Origin of the sequence: Bradyrhizobium sp. SZCCHNRI3043 (genome assembly GCF_032377735.1) — a bacterium.
Classification (GTDB): Bacteria; Pseudomonadota; Alphaproteobacteria; order Rhizobiales; family Xanthobacteraceae; genus Bradyrhizobium.
Genome location: NZ_JAUHID010000023.1, coordinates 44,244 through 57,922 on the forward strand (window position 1 = coordinate 44,244; position 13,679 = coordinate 57,922).

The following is a 13,679-nucleotide window of genomic DNA, read 5'->3' on the forward strand; positions in this document are numbered from 1 at the left end:
CGCGGCTATTTGTCGAAGCCAGGCAACGCCTCCAGCGCCTGTCTGGCAATGAAGACGGAGCCGGGATAGGTCAAATGGCCGCTGTCATACGCGGTCAGGTCGGATCCGTCCGCGCCGATCCGGGCGAGACATCCGTCGTCGTTGCACATCATGCGGCGCGCCGAGATGTATTGAATGCCCACGCGCTGCGCGTGCGCCTCCAGGAACTCGTCGAGCGCCCGCGTCCAGTTGTCGTTGGAGCGGAACTTGGTGCGCTCCGGCAGCAGCGAATGCGTCCGGAAATAATAGTCGAGCATGTTCGCGGGCAGGCTTTCGCCGAGCCAGGTCGCCGGCGGCCCGAGCAGGACGATCTTCGGAACATTGAGCTCCTTCAAGGCGGCAACCGTTCTATCCAGCCCATTGCGCAGGTCGTCCGGACCATAGCTCCAGGTCGAATAGAACAGGACCAGATCCGGCTTCAGCTCGGCGACCTTCTGGATGACGAAGTCGTTCGCGCCCTTGCAGAACCGCCGTTCCGGATGGACGAAACCGAGCAGCGGCGGACAGGCGGAGGCGGTGAATTCCGCGACCTCGAATCCCCGCTCGGCACCGAAATGAGCAAGTCCCGGATAGAGCGATGCCGCATAGGAGTCGCCCCAGACCAAAATGAGCGGATGGCGGCCGGTGCCCGCGCATTCCGGAGAGAATTCGGACGCGCTCTGATCCGGCTTCAGCAGGCATTTGTCGGCCCGCCAGAAGCGGGCAGTCTCGCTGCCGTCCAGCATGAAGCCGCGAAGCTCGGCGGGAATGCGCGCCGGCAGGCCATTGGTACGGTCGGCGACCACACCGACGATGCCCAGCGCGACCATGCCGCCGAGCAGTCCACCGACCTTGAGCGGCACCAGGCGTCGGCCGAAGCGGATCGGCCGCTCGATGAGGCGGTAGGTGGCCCAGGCCAGCACCATGCTGGCCACGATGATCGCGACCATGACCCACACCGGCACCGCATCGATGAACTGGATGCGCGCATAGGCCATCAGCGGGTAGTGCCAGAGATAGAGCGGATAGCTGATCAGGCCGACGAAGACGGCCGGTGTCGACGACAGTACATAGCGATGCACCAGCGTGCCGCTGGTCGCGATCAGGGCGGCTGCGCCCAGCACGGGCAGCAACGTGTGAACGCCCGGATGCGGGGTGAGGCGACCGTAGCGCCAGAACGCGACCACGATCGCGAGCAGCGCGGCCAGCGCGATGAGCTCGCGGACGTACGGGACGTCGATCAGCGGCTGCGGACGAGCCTCCGCACTGCGGCCATTGACCCAGAGCGCCAGTCCCGAGCCGACCAGCAATTCCCAAGCCCGCGTCACCGGCAGATAGAACGCATACTCTGGCGCGCGCGGCTGCACGATCAGGCACGCAACGAACGACGCCGCCGCCAGCGCAACCGTGATCGCGAGGCTCCTGCGCCGCCATGAGCCGATCAGCATCAGAAGCAGCGGCCAGACGATGTAGTATTGCTCCTCGATCGCCAGCGACCACAGATGCAGCAACGGCTTCTTCTCGGCGGCGAGGTCGAAATAGCCGACCTGCCCGAGCAGGACGAAGTTCTGGATGAAGACGGCACCGCCGGCGATGTTGGTGCCGAGCGACTTCAGCTCGCGCGGCGGCAGCACGAACCAGGCGATCAGGAAGGTGACCAGCACCACCGTGATCAGTGCCGGAAAGATGCGGCGAATCCGGCGGGCATAGAAATCGGCGATGCTGAACGTCTTCGACAGCATCTGCTTGTGGATGATCCCGGTGATCAGATAGCCGGAGATGACGAAGAAGATGTCGACGCCATAGAAGCCGCCGGGCACGGCCGTGGGAAACGCGTGGTAGAAGAGAACCGGCAGCACGGCCACGGCACGCAGGCCGTCGATGTCGGCGCGGTAGCCGAGCGGCGTGGCGCGGGCTTCTTCCAGGGACATGTTCGGTTGTGCAAAGTTCATCGGACCGGTTCGTTTCAGGAGCGATCGAGCAGCGACGCCGCATATTTGTCCAGGAAATAGCGGGACGGTCGCGAGTTGCCGAAGAATCCCTGGATGTTCACACATTTTTCCCAGGCATCGTCGACCGGCGGGATGACGGGCGGCGCCCCGGAGGACAGATCCAGCACCTCCCGGGTCGTCTCGAGGATTTCGTCGGCGGAGCTCTCGCCGACGGTGAGGCCGGCAGCCTTGACCGTCTCATAGGTCGGAAACGTCCAGCGCCAGGTCTCGGAGGTGACGTCGCTCAATGACAGCATGCGCCCCTCGCGCGTATGCACGGGCTTGAGCGAGAAGCGCGTGTCCTTCGACCACAGCAGGCCGACGGAGCTCAAGGCGTTCACCATGGCGGTCGGAATGCCGAAGCTGGTCGCGACATAGGCAAAGCCCGAGGTCGTGCCGATGAACATGCGCGCGCGGCGCATCAGGTGGATGTCCATCTCCGCCACCTGATCCTCGCTTCTCGCGTAGTCGACCACGCGCGGCATGTCCGGCAGCGGCGGCGCCTTGCGTCCGCCCATGCGGATCACCCAGCCGCCCTGCTGGGTGACGTAGCGGACGGTGTCGAGATAGTTACCGATGGTGGCACTGCGGATCGACTCGCCCGTGCCGAGGGTCTCGCCGCGCGCTTCGGCGTCGCGCATGTGCAGGCAGACGAACCAATCGCCGGGTGCAAGCCCCCATTTCCGACGCAGCGCCTGGTACAGCACCTCGGTCCTGTCGTCCGCCTGCATGCGCGCGTCATAGATGTCGCGCAACGGAAAACCCTTGCCTGCGCGCTCCCACTGCTGGAGAGCCATCGCGCCTGCATCGTTCCAATACATCGTCCGGCCGTCCTCGAACTGGAAGGCCTGATGCGAGTCACCGAGGAAGGGCGTCAGGCTGGCGAGCTCGTACCAAGCGCCGGGAGAAACATTCTCGCCCAGGGTGAGCGTTGGACAGATCTCGGAAAACAGCGACAGAAACGGCTTGTTGGCGATCCGATCCTTGTAGGCGAGCAGGAGCGGCTGTCCTTTCCACCAGCCCATGCTCCGCATCATCAGGTGCACGTTCAGATGACCATTGTGACCGATCAGCGCGCTCCAATCGGGTGAGAGCAATCTGACATCGCCGAGCTCGGCACCGATCCCATCGAGCACACGCTTCAGCTCGGCAGACGGCTTCGGAAGATGACGGCGAAGGCGACGTTGCGTGTCCAGACCGCGTCTGTAAACGAGAGGGACCTTATCTCCTTCACCGTTGTGGTAAGTCCTGAGCAGGAGTTCGCGATAAGCATAGAACAAGTAGATGTCGAGACAGACCCCGCGATCAGGCAGATGCGCGGGGAGGCTTTCCCAGTACTGCCCGGACTCATCCAGCTCTCGAAGGACACCCGTCGAATCGACGAGACCGAGTTCCTGCATCAGGCGCGCGATCACCTCGCGGTCGCGGAAGAAATAAGGAATGAATTGCTCGGCCGGAACGTCCCTCGGAACGTGATCGAACTCGACACGCCCGCGAAAAGCCCGTTCTTCATATTGAAAGTTGCGATGCTCCAACATCAGCCGGACGAAGGTCCGCATCGCTGGCGACCGCTCGGCAGCCTGCTGCCAGTCAAGATAATGGATCTGCGTCAGCATATCCATCGAGTATCCGTCACCGACGACGCCTGTTCCGTGCAAGGCGAGCTCGGCAATCGGGTGCTCGCCATCCCACTTCAACCGGCGGAACAACGGCAGCGCTTCTTTCCGGTACCCGGCGAGTAGAAGATAGAATGCCACCTCGTTCGGGTAGCGCTCCCAAACAGGGCTGTTGAAGATCCAGGGCAAGTGCCGTCCCAGGAAGGGACCGCAGAAAAAGACGAAGTGGCGGTCCAGGCCCGGATGCTGGAAGAAGTGGCGGAATTGTACCGTCAGCCAAAACCTCGCCCTGAACGGCAACACCGTGAATGCCAGATTGCGCAGAAAATGCCGACCCGGAAGCCGCGCGAGAAGGCGCAATAGAGGATAATGCCGTCCGAATGCACGTTCCGCGAGCGTCAGGTCGCGGACCGGAGAGCTGCCGACGGGCGGGCCCTCGGTCGAAATGGTGTCGAGCGGCAAACCGCACCTCCGGCGCAACCTCGGAAACAGCAGGCAACGATTACTGTGAAGGCCCCACCCGATCAACCCGAATCCGGCGGAAGGAGCCGCCGCGCCCGCCTTCGAGATCCGCCTTCGGGGACATAAGCCGCACGTTGTGCCTAGTGATGCCTGCATCGGAGACAGCGTGAATTCGCCTCCCTCGCTTGTGGCGAGACCGTCAGAATTGCGGCGCGCCCGGCTTCAATCGGGCGAAGCACTGCCGCCGGACTTGCCGACGCCCCAGGGGCTCCGGATCCGCTCTCGCGAGCCCAACAGCCATCCGAACGGCCCCGTCGGAGAGCTGCCATCGTCGTTGGCAGCGGTCCGTTCAAGTCCCCCTCTCCTGACAGACGGCGAGCGCTTGGACTGGCGGCCAACCGACTCGCGCTCTATGCTCCTGCCACGCCTGGGCGCAATCCCTGTCTGGTCTGGAAAGCTGGCAGGCCCGTTTCAATGCCGGGCGGTTGGGCTGCAGAAGCAGTGCGCCGGAGAAACCTTCGATATCGTCATGGGGCCTTGGAAATGTTCTTCGAGTCCGTTCACTCAGATCCAGCCGGGCATCCCGCGCCACGTCAACGCAGTCGGGTACAAGCGTTGAAGTCGAACCTCGCCGGACGTGCCGCGAGAGCGATCGGCTGGCTTCTGAATGCAGCCGGCCAGGAACGGGCGGAATCTTTGAAGGACCTGATCTTCGCCCTGTTGACCTTCAAACAGGCCTTCATGGTGGCGCTCGTCTTCCACCGCTATGCACACCGGAACGAGTTTGACCGGCAGTTTCGCTATTTCTGCGGTCCCGACATCGAAAAGGAGATGCAATGGGTGCTCGCCCGCGGCCACTCGGGTCAGTACGGCAACGAGCTGATCCTCTTCCTTCTGATGTGCGAGAAGGAGAAGCGCGTTCTGGAGCTGTTTCCCAGAATCGACTGGGACCGGGTCGATGACGAGTTCATGGAGGCGATCGGCAAACTGACGAAAAAGCTGACGTCCGGCTACTTCATGGAGCTGCTGGCGCAGGCCCACACCATCAATTGGACCGCACTTCGTCCGCAAGACCTGCGCCGGTTTGCCGAGCTGATCAAGATCATGCTGGAGCACCGGAACTTTCGTTTCGAGCAGACGTCCTTCGAAGGACGGCAATATGATGCGCGCCGAGACGGCGACCCCGAGTTGTTCGAAGCCCCGCTCGACCGCTACGTTCCCAACTTCTTCTGCGACAAGGAGCTGATCGAGACCCTCGTCACTCAGCTCGGTCTCCCCCGGCACGACGATATCCTCGCCGCACGCGAGGACCGCGGCCAATACTGGGAGCGCTTTCCCGCCGACCATCCGCAGCGCAAGGTGTTGTCGGAGATCAACCTGTTCTACGCCTATCGCCACCTTCTGCTGACGACATATCACAGCGGCGAGGGCTTCCATGTCCCGCAGGTCTACACCAAGCTGACGGAGACACAGAAGCGGTTGCGCCGTCATCTTCCCGCGCCAAGCCCCGAGCTCAAGGCCCTTCTCAAGAAGCTCGACACCGATCTGTCGGACGTCAGGCTGCTCTCTCCGGACTGGAGCGCGCTGATCGGGCATAACGGCCATCTCAACGTTCATCTGATGATGCGCGAGATGGAGTGGTGGCAGGGCCAGCCGCTGCTCCTGGCCTACAAGGACCGGATCGCCAACAAGCCGTTTCTGTCGCTGTTCTCCGAGATCTGTCCGACGCTCACCTTGGGCGAGAACGTCAGCGCCGGACTATGGCACGAACTCGCCAGCCTCACCCCGTTCATCGGGGATTCCCACCAGGCATTCCGCTTCGAGGACGGACGCGCGGTGTACTGGAACGATGCGGGCTCACTCGCGCTCAAGCAATGGGAAAGCCGGCAACGAAGCTTTCCGCTGCGCGACATCTACGACCGCCGACTGCTTGCCGACAACCGCGTCGAGCAGACGTACCAGGACTACCGGCGCAGGTGGGGCATGGCAGACGGCGACTGGTTCGTCTGCCTGCACGTGCGCGACGCCCAGACCCGGAATGATACCGAAGGCGTCGGTGAATCCATCCGCAACGCGTCGCTCGCGAGCTATCTCGATGCGGTCCGCCACATCACCGAATGCGGCGGATGGGTTGTCCGGATGGGCGGTCGCAAGGTGCCGCCGTTCCCGCAAATGGAACGGGTGGTGGACTATGCCCGCAGCGACGATGCGTTTCCGGAGATGGACATTCACTTGATGCGCCGTGCCCGCATGTTCATCGGCACGACCTCCGGCTTTGCCTATGTGGCAAGCAGCTTCGGCATCCCCACCGCGATGGTGAATGCCTTGAGCTCGATCGGCCTGCTGTGGTCGACGGACACCCGCTTTGCGCTCAAGCCCGTGCACACGGCGGACGGCCAGATGCTTTCGCTGAGCGAATGGACCTCGGAAGAGTATCGCTGGGCTTACCCGACCCATGAATCCATGGCGCGTGCCAAACTCGTCGTGAGCGAGAGCAGTTCCGACGAAATCCTGGAAGCCGTGCGCGAGGTGCTCGAAATCTCCGATCCCCGGCGGAAAGGACCCGCCCCCGGCGTGGACGGCAAATGGGAGCGTCACGTCCAGGTGCCGGGCTTCTTCGGCAGTTCGCGGCCGAGCCGGTATTTCCTCGAGAAATACGCTCAGGACCTGCTGAGAGAACCGTGAGGACAGCGCAACGCATCGAGCGATGCCGCCTGGACCAGGCGCGCACCTGAGGACGTCGGCCGCGAATAGTTGGGCCGTGCTGTCGGACTAGCGTTGTCGTGCCATGGCGGCCTCGGGGAGGCTCTTCCGCAGCGGAGCCGGTCCAGGCACCAAGAATGCACTTTCGTACTTCGCGAGATAGTGGGCACTGATCGTGCCGCCGCCGTAGTAGTGAGGCAGCAGAAGCTGCTCCCTCCAGAGCGACAAGAGTTGCTGCGAGGCGGTGTTGGCCGCATGCCCGCAAGCGAGATCGACGACCTCTTCGACGACCGCGAGGATTTCGTCTGACGTGTTGTTCAACGGCTGCGCTCCGTTGCGGCTGAGAACGCAGGCGTCGAACAAGCGCCAGCGCCAGGGGGGCGAGGTGAGCTGAGTCTGGGTCAGCATCCTTCCGTCGGCGAGACGCACCGGCTTCAGCGCAAACCGAACAGCGCTGTTCCACAATTGTGGATCCGTGGTGATGCAATTCACGAGGGCACTTGGAATGCCGAAGCTGATCGCGACATTCGTCAATCCTGAAGTCGTGCCAATGAAGGCTTTGGCATTCCGGATGAGGCAGATGTCCATCAGTTCGGATCTGAACCCGCTCTGAGCATAATCGATTGCACGGTCGAGCGGCGGAAGTCCGGGTGAATTTGGACCACCGAGCTTGATCACCCAGCCGCCCCTGCGGGTGACCGCGTGGATCGCATCGAGGTAGGTCTCGATCGGCGCATTGCGATGGGTCTGGCCGGTGCCGTCGACCTCGGAATAATGGGAACCGTCGCGGGTGTGCAGGCACACGTACCAGTCGTCCGGCTTCATGCCCCAGGATTCGCGCATCCGCCGATAGTCGTCCTGCAATTTCGGCGCCGCCTCGTAGATGCGGTCATACTCGTCGCGCAAGGGATGCCCGCGGCCATCCCGCTCCCACTGCAGAATGGCAAGCGCCCCGGCTTCCTGCCACGGCACCACGTCGCCGTTCGGCAGTCGAAACACATTGAAGTTCATGCCGTACCAACGCTGCAGCGACAGCAGCTCTTCGCCGAGCGCGTGAGAGATGGTTTCCCCGATCACGACGATATCGGCGAACCTTTCGAACAGCCGAAGAAACGCCCTGTTCGCCACGCAGTTCGGTCGCACGACGATCAGCGGTCTTCCCGACCACCACCCCAGGTCGCGCATTCGGAACAGGATGTCCAGCATCCCGAGGTGACCGATCTGGGTCGTCCATTCCTCGGGAAGGACCCGCAATTGCTCCAGTGGAATTCCCAACCTGCGCAACAGGTGGCTGGCCTCCGCTGATACGGCCGGCGCCGCCTTGCCGAGCAGCTCCGACTGCGCCGCAAGCGCTCTCGTGAACAGACCGATGCCGACATCGCCAGAGCCGACATGAGTCACGCGCTGGCCGGTGAAGTTGCACAGATCGAACAGCCTGCCCGCGGAGCCGCAGGTGAAATCGAGGGGGTTGGGATGATAGTTCCGCGCCGGCCGCGACGCCATGTTCTGGTGAGGACGCATGTAGTCGGGAATGCCACGGCATGCGTCCGACATGCATTCGACGGCGCGGGCCTCGTTGCCCACCATGATCTCAAGCATGCCCTTGAGAAAGGCGAGATGTATCTCCGATTCCGACCTTGCCCTCAGATCCAGCTGGGAGGCCAGCCGATAGGCCTTGTCGAACTCCCCGAGTTCGAAGAGCGCGCGAATCATCATGTTCGCCAGTTCCGGCGAGCGGGCTGCGAGTTGATCCTGGAGGACCAGATCATAGGCTTCCCAATCGGCCCCGATCCGAAGCAGCAGTTCCGCTGACAGCATTGGAAAGCACCGTCCGAGCAATCCCGAAAACCGCAGGTCCGGATCCTTCGCCAGCAGAGACGCGCAGTAGACCTGATAGGCTCTTTGCAGCAGGCGGCGATCGCGAAGGTCTCCGATCTCGAAGAAGGCGAGGATCAGGAAGGCCAGCCGCGGCGGCAGCAGGCTCAGCAGCTTGGCAGTCCCGACAATCAGGATGCGCGCCCATCGCTGCGGCCCCAGCAGAGACCGCTCTCCCCAACGGGCCGATTCGGCAGGCAGAGTCTCCAGTGCGTTGAACAGCCCAAGGAATCCGCGTCTGCGCACTTGGCTCTGCAGAACTAGCGGCTCCTTGAAGCGCTGCATCGGCTACCCCAAATCCGTCTTCGGCTCACGGCCAGGCCCCCGTTCTCGAACATCCAGACCGCCCTGCGGCAGACCAGGAGAAGGCTATGCCGTTTGTCGCCTGTCTCGAATTGGCTGTCGGCAATACACGCCGCATGCCTGTCGGGCTGTCAAGCCAACCCGCGACCAATGAGCGTGATGATCCCGTGAACCCACTCGGTGATCGGCAACAGCCCTGCCCTGTCGACAATCAGCAGAATTGTCGACCACAGAGCCAGCCGCTCGAGCACAAGCCGGCCGATCCCCAGCAAGATGAAGACGAAAGCCACAAATCCCGCAAGCAAGGCGTTGAGGAACCCTGCGCCGACTGCAAGAAGAACACAGAAGAGGACCGTGCTCACGCAGACGGTGCGCAAGATCGATCTTAAAACGAAAACCATATCCTTCACGCCGGCGCCCCCTCTTACCAACGTTAGATCTCATGCGGCGGAACAATAGCCGCCAAAGCCCCTGGTCATCATGTGTAGCATCTTCGCTGGAAGACTGCCCAGTCGCACAATCCCCGCTACTGTAGAACAAATATCTACTGGCGTTCTTGACACTGATTCGTCGGTTGAACCGAGAAGGAGTGATGCGAGCGCTCAAAGAGCAATAGTAACGCGAAACATCACAAATGACGCGAGTTCCAGGGTCTGTGCCAAGCCGAACATTTTACGTTGTCATGTTCCCGATTACACTGCTATGGAGGTTGCCTCCAGATGGCAACATCCATAGCAGCCGGCGCGCTGGACGCAGCGGCGAGCCTGAGCGTGTCCATTGATCGAGCGATCCAGCCGAGCCATGTCCACCGGACCACGATCCGGCTGCCGATTGTGCGGTCAGCCGATCTCCACGCAGGCGCTCCCGCTTGGTGAGCTCCCGGTCTGCAACCGGTTCGCGCGTGAGAACCATGTCCAGCTTCGGATAACCCTCGACATCGTCGCGTGCGACACGTGTCAGCTCGTCCAGCTCCGCGAGCCTCCACCGCCAGACGTGCTTGTTCCCGAGGTGCCATGGATCCGCTACCGGGAGCCGGAAGGCCATCTCGACGCCCTGGTCGGAGAACTGCTGTCGTTGAAGCCGCGGGCCTGCACCGCCCTCGGCACCGGTCCATTCGAGGGGCCCCTGCTGGGCAGATTGCAGGCCCGCGGGCTCACCGCGAGCGCCCTTGCGCTCGGTGCCGACGGCGCGGCGGGGCGCTATCCCTATCTGGAAACCTGGCAGGCCACCCTCCGTGCCGAACGGCTGGCTGCAGAAGCGGCGCAGCTTGGCACTTTCGACATTGTATCGTGCCGCTACATCCTCGAGCACACGCCGGAGCCGGTGCAGGCGCTGCAAGCACTCAAGATTCTGCTAAATCCCGATGGCCTGCTGCTGATCGAGGTCCCCGACAGCAGCAAGTTCCTCGCGGCGCGCGACTACTGCTTCCTGTGGGAGGAGCACAGCTGCTACTTCGTCGAGGACACGCTGCGGCGTCTGGCTGAGGTGAGCGGCTATCGCGTTCTGGCCCTGCTTCGCTATCCGGGCGCCCTGGAAGATGCCCTGGTCGCCGTCCTCACCCCGGCCGATAGTCCCGCCCCGCCGGTCGCGCCTCGCGGACCTTCCAGCCTGTTCCAGGCCTATCGTGACAATTTCGCCGCCACCCGCGCGCAACTGCGCAGCAAGCTGATGGCCCTGGCCGGTCCCGACCGCGACCGGATCGCGCTGTTCGGCATCGGCCATCACGCCATCATGTTCGTCAACGCCTTCGGCCTGGCCGACCTGATCGCGGTGGCCGTCGACGATGACGCCGACAAGGCGGGCTTTTTCCCCCCCGGTCTCCATACGCCTGTGGTAGGCTCGCAACGATTGCTGGATGACGAACGGATCAGGCTGTGCCTGTTCGCCGTGGCCCCCCATATCGAGGGCAAGGTGCGTGAAAAGCTTGCTCCGCTTGCCGCCAGGGGCGTGGAATTCCGCTCGATCTACGCCGCGCTCGACAATTCGATCATGAGGGATCACGCATGACGCTCGTCCAGAAATCCCCCGAGGTGTTCCTCGCCGAGGGCCCGATTGCGGCGGTCGGGCAGGCCGAGATCAGCACCCTGAAGGCCGCGGTGAAGGCCAGCCCGAAGCGGCGGGCCCGGATCAACGCCCATCCGGACGGCGATGACACCCTGCATGAAATGATCATCGCCATCGATTCCAGCTCCTACATCCGGCCGCATAAGCACCCGGGCAAGAGCGAGGCGTTCCACATCATCGAGGGCGAGGTCGATATCGTGGTGTTCGACGACGACGGCCGGATCGAGCGCGTCGTCGAATTGGGGCCGCCCGGCGGAGCGCGGCCGTTCTACTACCGGATGTCGAACGCGTTCTTCCATACGTTGATCATCCGCAGCGACCTGCTGATCGTGCACGAGATCACCAACGGCCCGTTCCGCCCCGGCGCCAGCGTGTTCGCCGACTTCGCGCCAGAGGACAGCGACACCGCCGGGGCCGAGGCCTATCAGGCCGATCTCGTCCGGCGTGTCGCCGCACGGCAGGACGCCGCCGCATGACCAGCCATGCCGTCGTGGTCGGCGGCACCCGCGGCCTCGGCCGCGTGGTCGTCGAACGCTTCCTGGCGCGCGGTTGCGCCGTCAGCGTCGTGTCGCGGCAGCGCCCGGCCGATTTTCCCGATCAGCCCGGCTTGAAGCATTTTTCCGCCGATCTCGAGCGCAGCGAGAGCTTTGCCGGGCTCTGGGGTGAGATCGCCGAGGCCAGCGGCCCGGTCCGCTACCTCGTCCTGAGCCAACGCTTTCGCGGCCAGGGCGATCCCTGGGCCGGGGAAATCCAGGTCGGCCTGACCGCCTCGCGCGACCTGATCGAGGGCTTTTCCGGCCATTTCGCTGATGATGGCGACCGCGCCATCGGCGTGGTCAGCTCGGTCTATGCCGAATTCGTCGGCAGTTCGCAGCCGGTCGGCTACCACGTCGTGAAGGGCGGCCTCAATGCGATGGTCCGGCATTACGCCGCGACGCTCGGCCGGCGCGGCATCCGCGTGAACGCGATCATGCCGCTGACCTATCTGAAGCGCGAATCGCGCATCTTCTATGAGCAGAACGAGAAGCTGATGGAGACCTACCGGAAGCTGGTCCCGCTGGGCCGGCTCGGGACGGCCGAGGAATGCGCCGACGCCCTCGACTTCCTCTGCAGCCCGCGCGCTTCGTTCATCAACGGGCAGAGCCTGTTCCTGGATGGCGGAGTGTCCACAGTCTGGCAAGAAGAGGTCGCCAAGAGCTTCGCGGGCCTGTAAAACCCGCCGCAAACTCCTCTCCGGCCGACCATCCCGCCTGCGGGATCGCCAACCCAGGATCGACACCTCATGCAGCACGTCAAGCACAAGACCGATTGCCGCCTGTGCGGCTCGACCTCGCTCGATCACGTGCTACCGATCAGGCCTTCGGCGATCGGCGACGCGTTCGTGACGGCGGACCGGCTGAGCGAGACCCAGGACCTCTACCCGCTCGACTGCTATCTCTGCCTCGACTGCGGCCATCTGCAGAATCTCGACGTCGTCGATCCCGACATCCTGTTTCGCGACTACACCTACCGCACCTCGGTCTCGCTCGGCCTCGTCGAACACTTCAAGCGCTATGCGCAATCGGTGGTGTCCTCGCTCGCCATCCCCAAGGGCAGCCTGGTCGCCGAGATGGGCAGCAATGACGGCTCGCTGCTCAAGGCGTTCAAGAACGAGGGCATGCGCGTGCAGGGCATCGACCCCGCCCGCGACATCGCGGCGACCGCCACCAAGGAAGGCGTGCCGACGATCCCGGATTTCTTCACCAGCGCGCTGGCGGCCCGCATCAAGTCGGAGCAGGGCGAAGCCAAGCTGTTCTGCGCCAACAACGTGTTTGCGCATATCGACAACATGTCCGACGTCGTGAAGGGCATCCGCCTCTTGCTCGCCGACGACGGCGCCTTCGTTTTCGAGGTCTCCTACATCGTCGACATGATCGACAACATGGTGTTCGACACCATCTACCACGAGCACGTCTCGCATCACGCGCTGATCCCGCTCGAGACCTTCCTGAACCGGCACGACATGACGCTGTTCCATGTCGAGAGGACAGGCACCAAGGGCGGCTCGATCCGCGCCTTTGCGCAGCCGAAATCGACCGGCAAGCGACTGCGCTCGGCGGAGCTGTCGAAACTGATCGCCGAGGAGGAGCGGCGCGGCGTCACCAAGCCGCAGATCTACCGGGACTGGTTCGTCGCCATCGAAAACTGCAAGCGCCGGGTGCTCGCCCCCCTCGACGAGGCCATCGCCGCGGGCAAGCTGGTCGCGGCCTACGGCGCCTCGACCACCACCACCACCCTGCTCTACCATTTCGAGCTGGAAAGCCGGATCAAGTTCATCGTCGACGACAACCAGCTCAAGCACGGCCGCTTCAGCCCGGGCGCCCACATCCCGGTGCTGCCCTCCAGCGAGCTCGCGACGCGAAAGCCCGACATCGTCGTCATCCTCGCCTGGATCTATGCGGACCCGATCCTGAAGCGCAACCAAGCCTACCTGGACGCAGGCGGCCGATTCCTGGTGCCGCTGCCGGAGCCGCGGATCGTCGGCGCCGCGGGCTCGGTCGCGATCTGAGCCGCGGCGGCGGCCTGAGCTGACCGGTTGACAGTGCCCTCGTAACATGGTCCAGCAAGCCCCGGCGATTGGCCGCCGGCGTGGCGGGGGTCCAACCGC

At 63.6% G+C, this 13,679-nt stretch carries 9 protein-coding genes; 5 read left to right on the forward strand and 4 right to left on the reverse strand.

The genetic code is table 11. The features are described from left to right. Positions 1 to 5: 5 nt before the first annotated feature. Both QX124_RS28725 and QX124_RS28730 read right to left on the reverse strand, forming a co-directional pair. Complete coding sequence (locus QX124_RS28725; RefSeq protein WP_315798946.1) at positions 6 to 1,970, reverse strand: acyltransferase family protein; 1,965 nt, start codon at positions 1,968 to 1,970, stop codon at positions 6 to 8. Between the two features lie 14 nt (positions 1,971 to 1,984). Beyond that, positions 1,985 to 4,087, reverse strand: a complete 2,103-nt coding sequence (locus QX124_RS28730; RefSeq protein WP_315798947.1) for a TIGR04372 family glycosyltransferase — start codon at positions 4,085 to 4,087, stop codon at positions 1,985 to 1,987. A gap of 696 nt (positions 4,088 to 4,783) precedes the next feature. Between QX124_RS28730 and QX124_RS28735 the strand changes: the two genes are divergently transcribed. Beyond that, positions 4,784 to 6,772: a TIGR04372 family glycosyltransferase gene (locus QX124_RS28735; protein ID WP_315798948.1), complete on the forward strand. Its 1,989-nt coding sequence runs from the start codon at positions 4,784 to 4,786 to the stop codon at positions 6,770 to 6,772. Positions 6,773 to 6,859: 87 nt separating this feature from the next. Here the strand turns inward: QX124_RS28735 and QX124_RS28740 are convergent, their stop codons facing one another. Together QX124_RS28740 and QX124_RS28745 are read right to left on the reverse strand one after the other, a co-directional pair. Beyond that, positions 6,860 to 8,950 carry a TIGR04372 family glycosyltransferase gene (locus QX124_RS28740; protein WP_315798949.1) on the reverse strand — a complete coding sequence of 697 codons (2,091 nt, stop codon included), beginning with the start codon at positions 8,948 to 8,950 and terminating at the stop codon, positions 6,860 to 6,862. 149 nt (positions 8,951 to 9,099) lie between these two features. Next, complete coding sequence (locus QX124_RS28745) at positions 9,100 to 9,369, reverse strand: hypothetical protein (protein ID WP_315777190.1); 270 nt, start codon at positions 9,367 to 9,369, stop codon at positions 9,100 to 9,102. Between the two features lie 400 nt (positions 9,370 to 9,769). On the opposite strand from QX124_RS28745, the gene QX124_RS28750 reads away from it, so the two are divergent. From QX124_RS28750 to QX124_RS28765, 4 genes are all read left to right on the forward strand, one after another. Continuing rightward, the gene (locus QX124_RS28750) at positions 9,770 to 10,975 is read left to right on the forward strand and encodes a class I SAM-dependent methyltransferase (RefSeq protein ID WP_315798950.1); all 1,206 of its coding nucleotides are present in this window, start codon (positions 9,770 to 9,772) and stop codon (positions 10,973 to 10,975) included. Continuing rightward, positions 10,972 to 11,508 carry a WbuC family cupin fold metalloprotein gene (locus QX124_RS28755; protein ID WP_315782731.1) on the forward strand — a complete coding sequence of 179 codons (537 nt, stop codon included), beginning with the start codon at positions 10,972 to 10,974 and terminating at the stop codon, positions 11,506 to 11,508. The genes QX124_RS28750 and QX124_RS28755 overlap by 4 nt, the downstream gene beginning before the upstream one ends. Continuing rightward, positions 11,505 to 12,245: an SDR family oxidoreductase gene (locus tag QX124_RS28760; RefSeq protein WP_315782733.1), complete on the forward strand. Its 741-nt coding sequence runs from the start codon at positions 11,505 to 11,507 to the stop codon at positions 12,243 to 12,245. Before QX124_RS28755 ends, QX124_RS28760 begins: the two co-directional genes overlap by 4 nt. 69 nt (positions 12,246 to 12,314) lie before the next feature. Beyond that, entirely contained in the window at positions 12,315 to 13,580 is a 1,266-nt protein-coding gene (locus QX124_RS28765; protein ID WP_315798951.1) for a class I SAM-dependent methyltransferase, read from the forward strand. Positions 13,581 to 13,679: the final 99 nt, after the last annotated feature.